This window comes from Roseobacter litoralis Och 149 (genome assembly GCF_000154785.2).
Classification (GTDB): domain Bacteria; phylum Pseudomonadota; class Alphaproteobacteria; order Rhodobacterales; family Rhodobacteraceae; genus Roseobacter; species Roseobacter litoralis.
The window spans coordinates 561694-578472 of record NC_015730.1 but is presented as its reverse complement, the minus strand read 5'-3'; the positions used below and the strand labels follow the sequence as shown (position 1 = coordinate 578472).

Genomic DNA, 16779 nt, shown 5'->3' with positions numbered 1-16779 from the left:
CTCACCTTTTCTTTTGCTTTTTATCCACTGCCCAAACGCCGCCCGCTGCCCCGGTCAAAGAAGTGCAGATCAGAGGGGTCAAAGGCGACTTCGATCTCGTCACCCACCGAATACTGCGCCGCAACCTCTTCGCGCAGAACCATTTTCAGGCCCACGTCCTGCACCGCCACGTCAAAAATTGTTACATCCCCCAGTGGTTCAGTCAGATGAATTTTGGCCGGGAACCGCGCCCGTGCCGCCGTGCCCCCTTCGGCCAGAACAATGTCCTGCGGACGCAGCCCAACGGCAATATCCTGACCCGACAGAACACTGCGCGCATGCACGGGTGCTTTCAGAAACGACAGTTGGACCTGCCCGTCATCCGGGGTCGCCGCGGACAGGATATTGATCGGCGGGGACCCGACCATCCGCGCCACATAGAGGTCATTCGGCATGCTATAGAGATCACGCGGTGTGCCAATCGCCACCACGCGGCCGTTCTCGATCACACCAACCCGTTCGCCCATAGTCAGCGCTTCAAGCTGGTCCGGCGTCGCATAAACCATCGTCATGCCCAATTCACGGTGCAGACGTTTGAATTCCGCGCGCATCTCATGGCGCAGCTTTGCATCCAGATTGGTCAGCGGCTCATCCAGCAGCAAAAGCCTTGGGCGACGCACGATGGCACGTCCAATGGCAACACGCTGCTGCTCCCCACCGGACAGGGTCGTGGTCTTGCGCTTGAGCGTATGCGATACCCGCAACAATTCAGCAATTTCGCCGACACGCTTTTTGATATCGTCACTGGCAACCCCGTCGCGGCGCAAAGGATGGGCCAGATTCGCCTCAACGGTCATATGCGGGTAGAGCGCAAACGTCTGGAAAATCATGGACATCCCACGGTTTTGCACCGGCGAACGGGTGACATCCTGACCGTCAAAGCGGACTTCGCCCTCTTTCAGCTCTTCGAGCCCGGATATTGCGCGCAGCGTCGTCGTCTTACCCGATGACGATGGCCCCAGCAGGCAGAAAAACTCACCATCGGCGACGTCGAAGGTCATGTCTTCAAGGGCGACAACGCTGCCAAACTCGCGCCGCAGGTTTTTGACTTTTAGCTCAGACAAGGTGGCATGCCCCCCGTGTTCCCTGCACTGCTTGGTTGCCTACCCCGGACGCCTTGCGGCCCATGGCCTTGGTTTGCACCATATGTCTCATCACGAAATCCCCAACATGCGCTTGTTCGCATCCTCATCCGTACCGCCATCCGCAAAGTCATCAAACGCACGCTCGGTCACGCGGATGATGTGATCAGAGACGAATTGAGCGCCTTCGCGCGCGCCATCTTCCGGATGCTTCAGGCAACATTCCCATTCGACCACGGCCCAGCCATCAAACCCGTTTGCCGCCATTTTGGAAAAGACCGCGTTGAAATCCACCTGTCCGTCGCCAAGACTGCGGAAACGCCCCGCACGGTTGACCCAGCTTTGGAATCCGGAATAGACACCCTGCCGACCGGTCGGGTTGAATTCCGCATCCTTGACGTGAAACATGCGTATACGGTCTTTGTAGATGTCGATATTATCAAGGTAATCAAGGCACTGCAGCACGTAGTGCGACGGATCATACAGCATGCAGGCGCGGTCATGATTGCCCGTCCTCTCCAGAAACATCTCGTAGGTGACGCCGTCCATCAGGTCTTCGCCCGGATGGATTTCATAACACACATCGACACCGCAATCTTCTGCATGATCCAGCAACGGCATCCAGCGTTTGGCCAACTCATCAAAGGCGGTTTCGACCAAACCCGCAGGACGCTGCGGCCAAGGGTACATGTAGGGCCAGGCCAATGCGCCGGAAAAGGTCGCATGCGCGCCTATGCCGAGGTTTTTCGATGCGCTCAGCGCTTTTTTAACCTGATCGACGGCCCATGCCTGACGTTTTGCAGGGTTGCCGCGCACATGGGGCGCCGCGAATCCGTCAAAGGCGTCATCATAGGCCGGATGCACGGCCACCAACTGCCCCTGCAGGTGCGTCGACAACTCGGTGATCTCAATGCCATTGTCCGCAGCAACACCCTTGATCTCATCGCAATAGGTCTCGGACTCCGCCGCCTTTTCAAGGTCAAACAATCGACCATCCCAGCTTGGGATCTGCACGCCTTTGTACCCGCAATCCGCAGCCCATTTCGTGATCGCATCCCAGCTGTCAAACGGTGCCTCATCGCCCGCAAACTGCGCCAGAAACAACGCTGGCCCTTTGATCGTTTTCATTCCCCTGTACCCCTTCACCAATTCCAGACTTACGGAAGATTATCCCGCATGAAGATTTCAATTCTGATCCGTTCCTGATTTTCATTGATCGGCCCGTTGTCCGTGAGGGCTTTGAGCACGCGCACTGCGCTGCGAACCTCATGACCCGGATCCTGCACCAAGACGGCGTCGACTGTACCAGATAGCAACGCATCCCGTGTATGCTCGGAAAGCTCGGTCGTGACAGCCCGGATATCGGTCTTTGCGCTCTCGATTGCTTCGATCACGCCACGGGTGCCACCGCCCAGGCTGTACAATCCGACAATATTCGAATTTGCAGCCAACAGTTTTGAAAGCTTTTCCTCGACCAAACCCGCAAGCTCTTCGCCTTCAATCCAAGGCAGCACATTCAGGTGTGGACATTCAGCGCGCATGACCTGTTCGAATCCCATGCGTCTCTCAACGTGATCGCGCAATATCCCGGAGCCCGCAATGACCGCCACATCGCCCGACGGCGCGCAGATGAACCTGTTCAGCAGGCTTGCGGCGACTCGTCCTGCGGCCACATTGTCTATGCCGATAAACCGATCGCGGCGCGAATTCGGGATGTCAGAAATAAACGTGACAACGCGAACACCCCGATTTCGAAGCTTGTTTATCGCATCACGCACGATCTGGCTTTCGACAGCCACAAGCGCCAGACCATCGCCGACATCATCCCCCAGCGCGTCAATGGCACGCACAACGGCCTCCGGGTTCAACGGGGGAACAGTGACCGCGCGGATATCTATCCGGCTCTTGGATGCGTCACTTCTGGCCGCCTCCACTTCGTTCAGCAGGTCATTGAAAAACGTGGTCTCACCCGCCGGGAGAATGAAGGTGAACCGATAGTCTTTGCCCCGCGCAAGATCGGCGGCGGCCTGATTGCGCACAAAACGCAACTGATCCATCGCAGAGTGCACTTTTTCTATCGTGCTCTCGCTGACGCCTTTGCGCTCGTTGAGCACACGATCAACGGTGGCGACGCTTACGCCAGCCGCTTTCGCAACGTCTTGTGCCGTCACCCGGTTCATGTTGACTCCCTCTGGTCAAAAGGTTGATGTAGTTCATGATGTACGTCAACCAAAAATGAGATAAATCACATCATCCATGAAAGGCTCGTGCTTATGCTTATCGGAATTGACCCTGTTTTGACCCCGGACCTTTTGCGCCATCTCGGGGCAATGGGCCACGGAGATCAACTCGTGATTGCAGATGCGAATTTCCCGGCCGAGGCCTGTGCAAATCGTATTGAACGTCTGGCCGGGGCCAGCGCGACCGAGGCGCTGCGCGCGATCCTGTCCATCATGCCGCTCGACACATATGTGGACGCCCCGGCCCGGTCGATGCAGGTGGTGGGTGACCCGGCGGCTGTCCCGGATATCGTGGCAGAGTTTCAGCGCATCATTGATGACGTGGCCGATCACCCCGCACAGATACAATCCGTGGAACGGCATGAATTCTACCGGGAGGCCAAAAAGACCTACTGCGTTGTTCAAACGTCAGAAAACCGCTTTTACGGCAATATCATCCTGTCCAAAGGCGCCATTGCACCAAGCTGAAGGCCCGGCGACATACTGCTAGGATTTTTCCAGATCGGCCAGCACCTGTGCCCAGGCCTGCAGCATCACCGCAGCGGATTCAGCGCCGGGATCAATGTGCCCACGCGACCTTTCCCCCAGCTTTTTGGACCGCCCCCTGTTACTGAGCATCTGTTTTGTCTCAACGGCACCGGCTGACGCCGCTTGTGCTGCCGCGACAGCACAGTCCGCCACGGCGGAACTTTCGCGCAGCTTCGCTTTGGCTGCCGCTGCGGCGGGACCCCATGCATCGACCATCGTTTTGTCGCCGGGCTGCGCGCCACCACGTGCAACGATTCCATCAGACAGGCCCTGTACCCAAGCCACATAGCTGGCCGCATCCAGATTGAGCCGGTCAGCGACCGCTGCCCCCGCCGTTTGAAAGGCACTCCCGTATAGGGGGCCCGCCGAGGCGCCAACCGCTTCAAGGAAGGCATCCGCCATGTCCTCACACATTGCGGATATCGTCGCAGGCCGGTCTGGCGCGTTCAGCCGGGCCATGACAGCCTTCCAGCCGATTTCCATCGTCAGCCCATGATCACCATCCCCGATTGCCCCATCAAGTGCGCTGAGCCGGTCCCGTTCCCGGTAAATAGCCTGCGCCGATGCTTCCATCATGGTATGAAAAACACCCGGGGTAATCGGCCCGTCGGACTTCAGATCATCCAGCGCAACAGTCGTGCGCCCGCGCTGCTTTGATCTGCTTTGCATCTCACGCGCAGGGTGGGCCGCGGGCGCAGCAGCCGCGCCAACGCGCAAGGCGGGCGTATCACAGGGATGATCCAGCCAGCTTTGCAGATCGCCGTCCAGCTTCATGATGGTGATCGACGCCCCTTCCATGTCGAGCGAGGTGCAGTATTCGCCAACCCAGCTTGCGTGAATATCGACCGAACGCTCTGCCATGATCTGCGCAACCCGGTTGTGCAGAATGTAAAGCTCCAGCAGACTGGTGGACCCGAGACCATTCACCAGAACCGCGACCCGGTCCTGCGCGCCCAGGTCCAGTTCCTCAAGGATCGGGGCCAGCAACCGGTCCGTAACCGCATCTGCCGTTTCCGCCGGGCCACGCTCGATGCCCGGCTCGCCGTGAATTCCCATGCCGATTTCCATCTCACCCGGCGGCAGTTCGAAATTGGCCTGCCCGGTCTGCGGCATCGTGCAGGGACCAAGTGCCACGCCCATGGTTCGCGTCGCATCATTGGCCCGCTTGGCCGCCGCTTCGACCGCCTCCATGTCCAAGCCAAGGTCTGCGGCGGCCCCCGCAACCTTGAAGACGAAAAAATCGCCCGCGATGCCGCGTCTTTCCTCGATATTATCAAGCGGCGCGGACGCGATGTCATCTGTCACCACGAACGAGCGCGCAGTGATCCCTTCCTTGGCCATGCCCTCTGCGGCCATGCCAAAATTCATCACATCACCGGTGTAATTCCCGTAGAGGAACAACACGCCCGCACCGCCGTCCGCCGCAAACCCGGCATCCATGATCTGTGACGGCGATGGTGAGGCAAAGATATTTCCCAAGGGTGCCGCATCGGCCAGCCCATGCCCCACATAGCCTGCAAACGCCGGTTCATGCCCTGATCCACCGCCCACAACAATCCCGACCTTACCATGGCGCGGCCCGTTCTTTGCAACGATGGCGCGCCCTGTGTCCCCGCTTACGAACAGGTGGTCTGGGTGCGCGGAAACCATACCCGCGATCAACTCTTCGATCAGGTTGTCGGGATGGTTGATCAGTTTTCTACGTTGGACCGACACGTCAGCTGCTCCTCATGTTCTTGAAACGCAAAGCTGCTACATATGGCGGCGCAAAGTCAAACATCATTCCCGTTGGATGTCGACGCTGAACGGCAGGGCCGACCGAAGGCATTACCATTTCGCGTGTGCCTTCCCGTCGCGCCGCGCGCGCGCAAAATTGAAAGGCCATAGCCGGTCGTTTTGCCAAACCGGGCAAGGGTCACCTCGCCCGTGTCCGCCGCCCGCTAGTCCCCAAGACCCAGCATTTTTTTCTGATCCGACGCCCATTTCATGATGGTAAGGTCGAATGTCAGCGCCATGAGCGACACACAAATCCCAAGCACAAAGTTCTTGCCCATATCAGTGCCCGCAAGCGTCCGCTGCAATTCCTGCCCCAGATCCTGCGTGCCGATAAAGGCCGCGATGATCACCATGAAGAAAGCGAACATTATGGCTTGATTGAACCCGACGGCCATGGTCGGCAAGGCAAGCGGAAGCTGCACTTTCCACAGTTTTTGTCTGCGTGTAGCGCCCGCCATATCAGCGGCTTCAATCATCTCTTCGGGAACAGATCGAAGCCCTTCGATTGTGTAACGCGTCAATGGCACCATCGCGAAAATCAGGATGGAGAACACGATCGCGACGTCAGTGATCCCAAACAGCATGATAGCCGGGATCAGGTAGACAAAGCTCGGGAAGGTTTGCGCCGTGTCGCATACCAGCAAAATGCGATTTGACCACTTCTCCGTACGTGCGGCCCATATTCCCAAAGGCAAACCGAACATCATCGCTAAAGTGACCGCCGAAATAACCGAGTAAAGCGTAATGACCGAACGGTCCCACCACCCCGATAAGGCAACCAGTGAAAAGAAAATTCCCGCTAGCACTGCTTGCTTTTTACCGCCGAGCCACAGCGCAAAGGCAACAATGAGTAATATGAAAGCAGGTGTCGGGATCGACAAAAGGAAATTCCGGAACGGTATCAGCACCTGAACATTCAAAAATGAACGTAAGAACCCTGTAGTGGTCTTTACGATATTGATGTCGAGGAAGCCTTTGATCAGAACGTCGATCTCCCTGCCCTGACTGAAGTTCTGTCTGCGCCCGATGGTTGATGCCACTTCGACAAACTGTGAAACGACGATGAAAAAGACGAACAGTCCGACGCCAATCAACGCGATCAAATGGCGTTTCCACCAAGGTGTGCCTTTTTCGAAATGGACGGGCTGTTTGGCGACCCAGGCTTTGGACATACGGTCCAGCATGACAGCAAGCAGCACGATCGTAACACCGATTTCAAACGAGCGGCCCAGCTTGAAACTGCCCATCATCGCCAGCAGCTTGGCCCCCAATCCGGGCATGCCGATAAACGCGGTCAGCACCACCATCGCCAGACACAGCATGATAACCTGATTGACACCCACCAGAATTTCCCGGCGCGCGGAGGGCAGATAGACGTGGCGCAAAAGCTGCCATCGGCTGCATCCGCTCATCTCCCCAGCCTCAACGACCTCTGCCGGGACCTTTTGCAGGCCCAAGGTCGTCATCAAGATCATCGGAGGGATCGCATAGATTGTGGTCGCAACGGCGCCCGCTGTCGGGCCAACCTTGAAAAAGATCACGGCGGGCAGCAGATACGTAAAGAACGGCAACGTCTGCAACACCGACAAGACGGGTTTGAGTGCGCGATTGAACCATGGTTTACGCCAGGCAAGGATGCCCAGCGAAAGGCCAATGACAAAGGCCAGCGGGGCGGCAACAACCAGCACGGACATGGTTTCCATGGCGATGGTCCACTGACCGATCAACGCCGTCCAGATGAACGTACCCGCCCCCAGCAGTGCCATCCGCCAGCCGCCCAGATAATAGCCAACGACCGCCGCAACTGCTGCCACGGATGTCCATGGAATGGGCCCGATGTTGGGCCACCTTCGTTTTCCAAACAGCAGGTTGGCGGTGGCATCGAGTATCCACTCCAACCCCTCGGTCAGTGTCCGCGTCAGAACAAGCAGACCGAGGTCATCTTTGACAAAATTGAAAATAGCATCAAGCCAGACCGCAAAGGGCGGCACCAATGCTTCGGGCAGGCGAAACAGCACTGACGGCAACAGCCCAGCGTATTGGGCCAGCGTCAAAACCGCCGCGACCGCGACGAAAACAACGGCCAGTCGGCTGGTCGACATCCCATCACGCGCCTGAATGCCCTGAACTTCACCGCTCTGTGCGATATCGGCCATCAGGTGGCCTCCAGCAGGATATCCAGCCCGTCCTGACGGCGAAGGCCGCCAATGGCCACGCCATCGCGCTGGACGGGGATAATGGCGCGTGTGTCCTGCACCAGCAGTTTCGCAAGATCCTTGACAGACGCGGTTGCATCGACCGGTTCACCGTCGCCCATGGCATCGGTTTGCGCCAGTGCGCCCGCCTGAACCACCCGCGCGCGATCAATATCTTCGGTGAATTTGCGCACATATTCGGTCGCCGGGTGCAGCACGATCTGATCAGGCGTGTCGCATTGTTCGACCGCACCGTCCTTCATGATCGCAATACGGTCGGCCAGCCGAAGTGCTTCGTCAAAATCATGGGTGATGAACACGATTGTCTTGCCCAGCATCGCCTGCAGGCGCAGGAATTCGTCCTGCATCCCGCGCCGTATCAGAGGGTCAAGGGCCGAAAACGGCTCGTCCAGAAACCAGATGTCAGGCTCAATCGCCAAAGATCGTGCAATGCCAACACGCTGCTGTTGTCCGCCCGATAGTTCGCGCGGGAAATATTCTTCTCGCCCCTCAAGCCCGACCAGTTTCACAACTTCCAAGGCGCGTTTACGGCGTTCGTGTTTGTCCTGCCCGCGCATCTCAAGTGGGAAAGCGACATTTTCCAGAACAGTACGATGCGGCAACAACCCAAAGCTCTGAAAAACCATTCCCATCTTGTTGCGGCGCAAATCGATCAGCTCCTTCTCCGAGAGCTTCATGATGTCCTGACCCTCAACCTCGATGACGCCGCCCGTAATGTCGTGCAGGCGCGAAAAACACCGCACGAGCGTCGATTTTCCGGACCCCGACAGACCCATGATGACCAGCATTTCACCGCGGGCCACGTCTATGGAAACGTCCTTTACCCCTGCAATGTAGCCATCCGCCCTTATATCATCAAAGCTATGGGATTCAGGCAGTTGAGCGAGATACCTTTTCGGATCTGCGCCAAAAACCTTCCAAACGTTTTTGCAGGAAATAACGGGGGCATCAGTCATGTTTTGGGTCTTCCTTTGTACAGGATACCTATTCGGGTCGCGAACACCCGACCAAAGGTTCATTTGGCCGGGTGTCAGTTTTGTCTGTGTCAGTTTGGGTTAGGAATTGCCCAACCACGGCTGCCAGACATCCGGGTTTTCTTCCAACCAGATTTCTGCGGCCTCTTCGGGCTCATAATCGTCAACATCGACCAGCTTGGCCATTTGAGCGATTTGCGCGTTGGTGAATGAAATTTTGGTCAACGTGCTATAGGCTGCTGGCCATTTTTCCTGCATGCCATCCCATGCCGCTTTCTTCATATATCCCTTGGCAGGATTGCCGCAGTCATAAAGCGCATTGGGATTGGGGCCAACGCTTGGGTCTTTGTCACATCCATCGACCCATTCCGGGAATTCCACGAACTCACCGGGCCAGACCGCTTCGGCAAAGTTCGGCGTCCAGTTGAAGACGACGATTGGGCGCTTGTCAGCCTCAGCGGCCCCGATTTCAGCCCAGAGCGCGGCAGCCGACCCTGCGTTGACCACGACAAAATCCATTTCCAGCGCTTCAACCCGTTCCTGACCGTGCTTGAGCCAGTCCACGGGACCATCCAGGTAGCGGCCCTTGTCACCCGTCTCAGGCGTGGCGAATATCTCTGCGCACTCGTTCAGCGCTTCCCAGCTGGGCAGACCGGGGCATGCGTCTTTGGTCCACATCGGATACCACCAGTCTTCGCGCGTCACCGCATTATGATCGCCCGCATCATGCAATCCGCCTTTTTCCAGTGCGGCACGGAAGGACGCGCCAAAGGCCCCTTCCCAGACTTCCATTTCCAGCGTGACGTCACCAAGTCGCACCGACTCGTAAACCGCTTGGCTGTCAGTGGTCACAAACTCGACATTGTTGCCCATTTCTTCAAAAATCTGGCCCACGACATGTGACATGACGATCTGTGATGACCAGTTGTGGATAGGGATCACAATTGGATCGCTGCTGTCTTCGGCAAAGGCTGCGAGTGGCATACAGGCCAGAATACCTGTTGCCAGAGCAGTTGTAAGTCTTTTCATGTTAGTCTCCCGGTTGGTAAAGCTATGTTAAGCATTATTTTCAGAACGCGCCGCATGTGCAGCCCCGCAGAGCATCGGCGAATCTTTACCCGCGGCTCGTCAGCATTCCATTGACGTCAGTGTTACAGGATTTTCCTATCAATCAAGTTTTTTTCTCAACAGGCGTGATGAAATACAACTTGCGATTGCAGAATGGACGGTAACACTGAATTTTTTTCCGGATACAGCTGATTCATGGAGCCGTACCTAACAGAAAAGCGACCCTCGCGGGCGCAATGCACAATTCTTGAACACTGCCCGGCTGTCGACGACATGCCACGTGCCGAAAAATTGCGCGGGCTTTCAGGGCCGACGGCCCGCACCAGTGCCGGAACGTCAAGGTCATAACCTAACTGCCTGTGGGTCCGTATTGGCGGCAAAGTGGGATTATGCGGCGTGCTATGGTGCGTCGTGATCAAAGACGCTAAAAGATAGAGCCGGGGTCATGCTGCTGAGTTAGTGTGCTGTCCATCATGCGAATACAGTCAAACACGGTTGGCGCCGACCCCCAGCACCACCCGCACACCGATGCAATGCCTGAATTGCCGAAGAATATGGTGCTGTCCAAACTGCCCTATACACTGCCTGCTCTCAGAAAGAGCTTACGCTCAGGGCGTCACACCGCAACAGGTCATTGACGAGGTTTTCAGACGGCTGACTGCGGTTGCAGATCCGGCTATCTTCATCTCTTGCCAAGACAAAAACACGCTATATGCTAAGGCGCGGGCACTGGGTTCTTTTGCCCCCAACCTTCCCCTTTGGGGCATCCCTTTTGCGGCAAAGGACAACAGTGACGTCGCGGGCCTTAAGACAACAGCGGGCTGTCCAGTCTACGCCTACACCCCGGAAAAAGACGCATTCGTCGTCGCAAAAATGCGCCATGCCAGCGCGTTGGTGATCGGGAAAACCAACCTTGACCAATTCGCAACCGGTCTGGTGGGCATGCGCACTTCACACGGCGCGCAACGCCATTGGTCCTGCACTTGTTCCGGGCGGGTCATCCGCTGGTTCAGCCGCTGTTACAAGTCACGGCATCGTGACGTTTGCGCTTGGAACAGATACCGCCGGATCAGGCCGGGTGCCTGCCGCACTGAACAACATCGTCGGTTTGAAACCAACGCTGGGCGCGCTTTCCGCGACGGGCGTCGTGCCGGCCTGCCGATACGGTGTCTATTTTCGCCCTGACAACGGATGACGCCTATGATGTTTTGTCGGTCGCGCGCGGCTATGATCCGCAAGATGTATATTCCAAACACGTGCCCCATGCATCCTTGCATTCTGCCCCCAATGGTCTGCGCATCAGCGTGCTGAGCATTCCCACTTTTTACACAACAGACGACCCGCTGGTTGATCCGATTACGCCAAACTCTAAGCTCTGAACCTACACCAACTTTGTGAACCTTTTGGACATTTGTGGTATTGCCGTCCCCACCTCACCGCGCAGCGATGGCCGACCCGGCACCGTGACGATCTTGGCCCGCGCAGGCCGGGGCGTGCTTGCTGCCACTGTGGCATGTGAATTTGAAAAGGGGTGCCAGCGCTGCATCGGCGCCACCAAACACCTGCTTCAAGCCCCAGCACCCCTGCCCGGTGAGGACCTCCGGCAAACCTGAGATGCAAGGCCGCATCAATCGACCGGAAGCTTGTCGCGCTGCGTGCTACACGCAGTGTCCGGGCAAATCGTTTTTGATGGCCTCAATCAAGGCAACATAGGGTTCGGGTGGTGCAATCTGACCGGTAACCCACTGGTACAAGTCATGGTCGTTTTCATTGAGCATGGCGTCGTAATGGGTCAGGCCCGCGTCATCCATACCCTCCAACTTTCGCTCGGCAAAATGCTGCAGGATCAGGTCCATCTCTTTGATCCCGCGCCGCATGGATCGCATTTTCAGCCGTTTGATACGATGTTCATGCAGTTCGGTCATCTACACCGTCCCGCAACGCAAGGCGCAGTTTCTTTTCCAGACGCCCCATCTGTTCCACCCGTGCCATCATATCGGTCCGCAATTCGCGCATCTCGTTCAGAACTTCGCTCGCGGAGGCTGGCAAAGTCCGTTCCTCCATCGGCGCGTCGAGCCCTTCGCCCTGCCCGTTGATCAGCCACATCATGGACACATTCAACAAGCCCGCCATCATCGACAAGCGGTTCGCGCGCGGCTCGCTCAGGTCATTTTCCCACGACCGCAAAGTTGCGACACGCACGCCCAGACGCCGCGCGAGTTCCGCCTGCGTCATTTCAGATGTTTCGCGAGCTGCCGCCAATCTGTCCCCGAAAGTCGCTGTTTCAGGCCCGTACCAGTCTTTAAAATCGTCCATTTTGTATTCTCCTGCGCGCTATCGCGCTTGATCGGAAGCCTGCCGCCCCCTAAGAACGCCTGAGTTGTATCAAACCGAGGCCCCCATGGAATTCCTGTCTACGACGCTCGCACGCGTCAAACCGTCTCCGACGATTGCTGTTACCACCAAAGCGGCCGAACTGAAGGCCGCGGGCCGCGATATCATCGGCCTTGGCGCAGGCGAGCCTGATTTTGACACACCGCAGAACATCAAAGACGCCGCGGTGGCAGCCATAACAGCCGGGAAAACAAAATACACGGCTGTTGACGGCATTCCCGAGCTGAAACAGGCCATCTGCGACAAATTGCAACGCGATAATGGCCTCAGCTACACCCCGTCACAGGTCAGTGTCGGCACCGGTGGCAAACAAATCCTCTACAATGCGCTGATGGCCACGCTGAACGAAGGCGACGAGGTCGTGATCCCTGCCCCCTATTGGGTCAGCTATCCCGATATGGTGCTGCTGGCGGGCGGTGAACCCGTCATCGCTGAAGCCTCGCTGCAAACCGGGTTCAAGCTGACAGCGGATCAGCTTGAGGCGGTGATAACGGATAAAACCAAATGGCTGATCTTTAACTCGCCCTCAAACCCGACCGGCGCGGGCTATACTTGGGAGGAACTCAAGGCGCTGACGGATGTGTTGATGCGTCACCCCCATGTCTGGGTGTTGACTGACGATATGTATGAGCACCTCGTCTATGACGATTTCAAATTCTGCACCCCGGCGCAGGTCGAACCGCGGCTGTATGACCGCACGCTGACGGTGAACGGGGTCTCCAAGGCCTATGCCATGACGGGATGGCGGATCGGCTACGCCGCAGGGCCGGAGCAGTTGATCAGCGCCATGCGCAAGGTACAGTCGCAATCCACCTCCAACCCCTGCTCGGTCAGCCAGTGGGCTGCGGTGGAGGCGCTGAACGGTACGCAGGATTTCATCGCGCCCAACAATGAGATGTTCGCGCGTCGCCGCGATCTGGTGGTGAAAATGCTGAACGAGGCCGAAGGAATCCGCTGCCCGGTGCCCGATGGCGCGTTTTATGTCTACCCATCAATTGCGGGTCTGATCGGCAAAACCTCGGCCGCGGGCACATTGATCGACACGGATGAAGCCTTTGCCACGGCGCTCCTCGAAGAAACCGGCGTGGCGGTGGTCTTTGGCGCGGCCTTTGGCCTCTCGCCGAACTTCCGGGTCAGCTATGCGACCTCGGATGCGGCCCTGACCGAAGCCTGCAGTCGCATTCAGACATTCTGCGCAAAGCTCACGTGAACACGATCAGGCGGTGGCGCGAAAGTGCCCCGCCACGGCAACCGCTGGGGGCAGCGCACGCATCGTGGTGTTGATCCGTGAATGATGTGCCAGCGCGGTGCGACGCGCGCCCATGATCTGTCAGGTGTTGAACAGGAAATGCAGTACGTCGCCATCCTTGACGACATAGGCCTTGCCCTCGGCGCGCATTTTGCCCGCCTCTTTCGCCGCAGACTCGCCACCAAGTGAGACGAAATCATCATAGGCGATGGTTTCGGCGCGGATGAAGCCCTTTTCGAAATCTCCGTGAATGACACCCGCCGCTTTCGGGGCCGTCGTGCCTTGCGGAATGGTCCAGGCGCGCGCCTCTTTGGGACCCACGGTGAAATAGGTTTCAAGGTGCAAAAGCTTATATCCGGCTTGGATCAAACGGTCCAACCCCGCCTCTGACAGACCCATTTCATCAAGGAACATCTCTGCCTCATCAGGTTCCAACTGGCTGATTTCTTCCTCGATCTGGGCCGAAATCACCACATGGGAATTGCCCTGCGCCGCCGCCATCTCAGCCACCTTGGCTGAGTGCGCATTGCCCGTCGCGGCCTCGGCCTCGCCCACGTTGCACACAAAAAGAACGGGTTTGCTGGTTAGCAGTTGCAGCATGTTCCACGCTTTGCGGTCCTCGGCATCCACGTCAATGACACGGGCCGGGCGACCATCCTCCAAAGCGCTCTTCGCAGCCTCCATCAGGCGTTGCTGCTGCACGGCTTCCTTGTCGCCACCACGCACTTTGCGAATGATATTCTGCAAGCGTTTTTCGATGCTCTCAAGATCTGCCAGCATCAACTCGGTCTCAATTGTTTCCGCATCCGCAACCGGATCGACGCGCCCTTCGACGTGGGTGACATCGCCATCCTCAAAGCACCGCAGTACGTGTGCAATCGAGTCCACTTCGCGAATGTTGGCCAGAAACTGGTTGCCAAGGCCCTCGCCTTTGGACGCGCCTTTGACCAGACCCGCAATGTCCACAAAGGTCATCCGCGTCGGAATGATCTGTTTCGATTTGGCAATATCGGCCAATTTGTCGAGCCGCACATCCGGCACGGCAACCTCACCCACATTGGGTTCAATCGTGCAAAACGGAAAATTCGCAGCCTGCGCCGCCGCCGTACGTGTCAGCGCGTTGAAAAGTGTGGATTTGCCGACATTCGGCAGACCCACAATGCCCATTTTGAAACCCATGTTCGCGTCCTCTGATCAATCGCGCTTCACCTAGAGCGATTGTGCGTCCGACACAAGGTCTTGCGGTCAGAACCGCTGCCTGCGGTCTTCGCGCGCATGAAAGATCAACGCCCAAGCCAGAATGATGAACATCGGATGGGTCAGTCCGCCTGAAAAGATCAGCGCGGGTATCCAGATCACGAAAACGATGATCGCCAGTATCGGGCGACCCGTCAGCAAAATGGAAAGCGGAGGTAAAAGAATGGCAAGGATATAGTTCATGACGTCAAGATAATGGCATCTGTTTCGGTTTTCGAGGGGAAATATCTTCCAAACCTCTCCCTCCGGCCAAGACCGAGCATGTGCGGCCTTTGATGCATTGATTTCCCCGGCAGTTTTAGGCATGTGAAGCGGAACTGCTGAAAGGTGCCGCCATGACCCGTATTGACGAAAAATTCGCCCAACTTGCTAAAGACGGCAAAAAAGCCTTTGTGGCTTACGTAATGGCTGGCGATCCGGACTATGAGACGTCGTTGGAAATCGTCAAAGGGTTGCCTGCGGCGGGTGTGGATGTGATCGAACTGGGCCTGCCCTTCACCGATCCGATGGCGGACGGGCCGACGATCCAACTGGCCGGTCAGCGCGCGCTTGAAGCTGGAATGACGCTGCAAAAGACGCTGAATCTCGCCCGCGCTTTTCGCGAAGACGACCAGACAACCCCCATCGTCATGATGGGCTACTACAACCCGATCTACAGCCGCGGCGTAGAGAGCTTTCTGGCCGAGGCCAAGGACGCAGGCATTGATGGTCTGATCGTGGTGGACCTTCCCCCCGAGGAAGACAGCGAATTGTGTCTGCCCGCGCAAGCCGCTGGTCTGAATTTCATCCGCCTCGCAACGCCCACCACCGATGAAAAACGGCTGCCGCGTGTTCTGCAAAACACCTCCGGTTTTGTCTACTACGTGTCGATCACAGGCATCACCGGCGCTGCCGAAGCGCAAGCGGTCGATGTCGGCCCCGAAGTGGCGCGGATCAAATCCGCCGCCGCCCTGCCCGTTATCGTCGGTTTCGGCGTGAACACCCCTGAAAAATCCAAAGCCATCGCAGAGGTAGCCGACGGCGTGGTCGTGGGATCAGCCATTGTCGGAAAAATCGGCGCAGGCGACAGCGTTTCGGATGTTCTGACCTTCGTCAAAACTCTGTCTGACGGCGCCCACAGCGTGTGATTAAAACCTACCGGATCGCGACCAAGGCCTTTGCCGGGACCTTCCCGGTCGCGATTACAATCAGCGTCATACTGGCACTCGCGAAACAGTTCCTGCCCGACACATCTCTGGCAGGATCTCTGATCGCTTTCGCTCTCGTCGCTTTTTACGCGCACCGCGCCATCCTGCTGGGTGAAACGCACAGCTGGCGGGGTTCATTCAGGAAGCCACCACAGAGCACGCCAGCTGTGAAACTGTGGCCCTTCTTGTGGCGCATGTTTATCTGGTGGGTATTTTGCGCAGGGGTCTGGATTGGTCTCTATTTTGCTCAGAAATCTCTCGTCTATGCGCCGAGTGACGCAATCACCTCGGATCAAGCAATGGGCCTTATCATTGTCTCCTCTGCTGTGACCGTTGTGTTCGCCCTGCCCTTTCTGGCAGCCTTTGGCACCACGCTGCCCGCCGCGGCAATCGGGGGAAATGTGGGCCTGAGTGCCGCATGGCATCGCGGGCGTCGGCGTTTCTGGCCGACGCTGGGGCGGTTGTGGGGCGGAAACGTCCTGTTTTCTGTAATAGGCAACGGCCTTCTGCTTTGGCTTCTGCCGGAAACGGGGAACCCGGGCATCGACGCGGCCTTGCAAATCCCATTCGAACTTGTCGGCATTTTCGCGATTTACCTGACCGCCGCCGCCCTCAGTCTTGCCTATACGGAAACTGAGGGCGAAGACCCGCGCGCGCCGGGTCAGACGGGAACCGCACCTGATCTCTCCTGATCGCGGCAGGCCCGGCGAAGACCCAAAGCGTTAAGCGATTGATCTTTGCAAGCCCGATTGGTAACGAAATGTGACCA

General features: G+C 57.5%; 16 protein-coding genes and 1 pseudogene. 6 read left to right on the top strand and 11 right to left on the bottom strand.

Annotated elements, in window-relative coordinates:
* Nucleotides 1–20 precede the first annotated feature (20 nt).
* The 3 genes from RLO149_RS02715 to RLO149_RS02705 all read right to left on the bottom strand — a co-directional run bounded on the left by RLO149_RS02715 (nt 21) and on the right by RLO149_RS02705 (nt 3301).
* The gene (locus RLO149_RS02715) at nt 21–1103 is read right to left on the bottom strand and encodes an ABC transporter ATP-binding protein (protein ID WP_013960521.1); all 1083 of its coding nucleotides are present in this window, start codon (nt 1101–1103) and stop codon (nt 21–23) included.
* Between the two features lie 90 nt (nt 1104–1193).
* Nucleotides 1194–2249: a sugar phosphate isomerase/epimerase family protein gene (locus RLO149_RS02710; RefSeq protein ID WP_013960520.1), complete on the bottom strand. Its 1056-nt coding sequence runs from the start codon at nt 2247–2249 to the stop codon at nt 1194–1196.
* A 29-nt stretch (nt 2250–2278) separates the two neighbouring features.
* Nucleotides 2279–3301, bottom strand: coding sequence for a LacI family DNA-binding transcriptional regulator (locus RLO149_RS02705; protein WP_013960519.1), 1023 nt, complete (start codon nt 3299–3301; stop codon nt 2279–2281).
* A gap of 93 nt (nt 3302–3394) precedes the next feature.
* On the opposite strand from RLO149_RS02705, the gene RLO149_RS02700 reads away from it, so the two are divergent.
* Complete coding sequence (locus tag RLO149_RS02700; RefSeq protein ID WP_013960518.1) at nt 3395–3829, top strand: RbsD/FucU family protein; 435 nt, start codon at nt 3395–3397, stop codon at nt 3827–3829.
* A gap of 18 nt (nt 3830–3847) precedes the next feature.
* Here RLO149_RS02700 and dhaL read toward each other — a convergent pair whose 3' ends face one another.
* The 4 genes from dhaL to RLO149_RS02680 all read right to left on the bottom strand — a co-directional run bounded on the left by dhaL (nt 3848) and on the right by RLO149_RS02680 (nt 9884).
* Nucleotides 3848–5605, bottom strand: coding sequence for a dihydroxyacetone kinase subunit DhaL (gene dhaL / locus RLO149_RS02695; protein ID WP_013960517.1), 1758 nt, complete (start codon nt 5603–5605; stop codon nt 3848–3850).
* A 224-nt stretch (nt 5606–5829) separates the two neighbouring features.
* A complete protein-coding gene (locus tag RLO149_RS02690) occupies nt 5830–7821 on the bottom strand; it encodes an ABC transporter permease (protein WP_013960516.1) in 1992 nt (663 codons plus the stop codon).
* The gene (locus RLO149_RS02685) at nt 7821–8837 is read right to left on the bottom strand and encodes a quaternary amine ABC transporter ATP-binding protein (protein WP_013960515.1); all 1017 of its coding nucleotides are present in this window, start codon (nt 8835–8837) and stop codon (nt 7821–7823) included. Before RLO149_RS02685 ends, RLO149_RS02690 begins: the two co-directional genes overlap by 1 nt.
* Before the next feature lie 99 nt (nt 8838–8936).
* On the bottom strand, nt 8937–9884 hold the full coding sequence (locus tag RLO149_RS02680) for an ABC transporter substrate-binding protein (protein ID WP_013960514.1): 948 nt from the start codon (nt 9882–9884) through the stop codon (nt 8937–8939).
* Nucleotides 9885–10451: 567 nt separating this feature from the next.
* Here RLO149_RS02680 and RLO149_RS24075 point away from each other — a divergent pair.
* Nucleotides 10452–11118: pseudogene (locus tag RLO149_RS24075) on the top strand (amidase family protein).
* The gene (locus RLO149_RS24070; protein ID WP_245538109.1) at nt 11090–11302 is read left to right on the top strand and encodes a hypothetical protein; all 213 of its coding nucleotides are present in this window, start codon (nt 11090–11092) and stop codon (nt 11300–11302) included. The pseudogene RLO149_RS24075 and the gene RLO149_RS24070 overlap by 29 nt, the downstream one beginning before the upstream one ends.
* Before the next feature lie 279 nt (nt 11303–11581).
* Here RLO149_RS24070 and RLO149_RS02670 read toward each other — a convergent pair whose 3' ends face one another.
* Both RLO149_RS02670 and RLO149_RS02665 read right to left on the bottom strand, forming a co-directional pair.
* The gene (locus RLO149_RS02670; protein WP_013960510.1) at nt 11582–11848 is read right to left on the bottom strand and encodes a succinate dehydrogenase assembly factor 2; all 267 of its coding nucleotides are present in this window, start codon (nt 11846–11848) and stop codon (nt 11582–11584) included.
* Nucleotides 11832–12239 (bottom strand): helix-turn-helix domain-containing protein, encoded by a 408-nt coding sequence (locus tag RLO149_RS02665; protein ID WP_013960509.1) that lies wholly within the window; start codon nt 12237–12239, stop codon nt 11832–11834. The genes RLO149_RS02670 and RLO149_RS02665 overlap by 17 nt, the downstream gene beginning before the upstream one ends.
* Nucleotides 12240–12324: 85 nt before the next feature.
* Between RLO149_RS02665 and RLO149_RS02660 the strand changes: the two genes are divergently transcribed.
* Nucleotides 12325–13527, top strand: coding sequence for a pyridoxal phosphate-dependent aminotransferase (locus RLO149_RS02660; RefSeq protein ID WP_013960508.1), 1203 nt, complete (start codon nt 12325–12327; stop codon nt 13525–13527).
* Nucleotides 13528–13647: 120 nt separating this feature from the next.
* Here RLO149_RS02660 and ychF read toward each other — a convergent pair whose 3' ends face one another.
* Both ychF and RLO149_RS02650 read right to left on the bottom strand, forming a co-directional pair.
* Complete coding sequence (gene ychF, locus RLO149_RS02655) at nt 13648–14745, bottom strand: redox-regulated ATPase YchF (RefSeq protein ID WP_013960507.1); 1098 nt, start codon at nt 14743–14745, stop codon at nt 13648–13650.
* Between the two features lie 66 nt (nt 14746–14811).
* Nucleotides 14812–15006: a hypothetical protein gene (locus RLO149_RS02650; protein ID WP_013960506.1), complete on the bottom strand. Its 195-nt coding sequence runs from the start codon at nt 15004–15006 to the stop codon at nt 14812–14814.
* Between the two features lie 152 nt (nt 15007–15158).
* Here RLO149_RS02650 and trpA point away from each other — a divergent pair, with 152 nt between their 5' ends.
* Entirely contained in the window at nt 15159–15950 is a 792-nt protein-coding gene (trpA, locus tag RLO149_RS02645; protein WP_013960505.1) for a tryptophan synthase subunit alpha, read from the top strand.
* Nucleotides 15947–16702, top strand: coding sequence for a hypothetical protein (locus tag RLO149_RS02640; RefSeq protein WP_013960504.1), 756 nt, complete (start codon nt 15947–15949; stop codon nt 16700–16702). Before trpA ends, RLO149_RS02640 begins: the two co-directional genes overlap by 4 nt.
* The last annotated feature ends 77 nt before the right edge of the window (nt 16703–16779 follow it).

Excerpts from the sequence above, each read along its gene's own strand:
- RLO149_RS02710 (WP_013960520.1), bottom strand. The coding sequence starts at position 2,249 with ATGAAAACGATCAAAGGGCCAGCGTTGTTTCTGGCGCAGTTTGCGGGC.
- RLO149_RS02705 (WP_013960519.1), bottom strand. The coding sequence starts at position 3,301 with ATGAACCGGGTGACGGCACAAGACGTTGCGAAAGCGGCTGGCGTAAGC.
- RLO149_RS02700 (WP_013960518.1), top strand. The coding sequence starts at position 3,395 with ATGCTTATCGGAATTGACCCTGTTTTGACCCCGGACCTTTTGCGCCAT.
- RLO149_RS02690 (WP_013960516.1), bottom strand. The coding sequence starts at position 7,821 with ATGGCCGATATCGCACAGAGCGGTGAAGTTCAGGGCATTCAGGCGCGT.
- RLO149_RS02685 (WP_013960515.1), bottom strand. The coding sequence starts at position 8,837 with ATGACTGATGCCCCCGTTATTTCCTGCAAAAACGTTTGGAAGGTTTTT.
- RLO149_RS02680 (WP_013960514.1), bottom strand. The coding sequence starts at position 9,884 with ATGAAAAGACTTACAACTGCTCTGGCAACAGGTATTCTGGCCTGTATG.
- RLO149_RS02670 (WP_013960510.1), bottom strand. The coding sequence starts at position 11,848 with ATGACCGAACTGCATGAACATCGTATCAAACGGCTGAAAATGCGATCC.
- RLO149_RS02665 (WP_013960509.1), bottom strand. The coding sequence starts at position 12,239 with ATGGACGATTTTAAAGACTGGTACGGGCCTGAAACAGCGACTTTCGGG.
- RLO149_RS02660 (WP_013960508.1), top strand. The coding sequence starts at position 12,325 with ATGGAATTCCTGTCTACGACGCTCGCACGCGTCAAACCGTCTCCGACG.
- ychF (WP_013960507.1), bottom strand. The coding sequence starts at position 14,745 with ATGGGTTTCAAAATGGGCATTGTGGGTCTGCCGAATGTCGGCAAATCC.
- RLO149_RS02650 (WP_013960506.1), bottom strand. The coding sequence starts at position 15,006 with ATGAACTATATCCTTGCCATTCTTTTACCTCCGCTTTCCATTTTGCTG.
- trpA (WP_013960505.1), top strand. The coding sequence starts at position 15,159 with ATGACCCGTATTGACGAAAAATTCGCCCAACTTGCTAAAGACGGCAAA.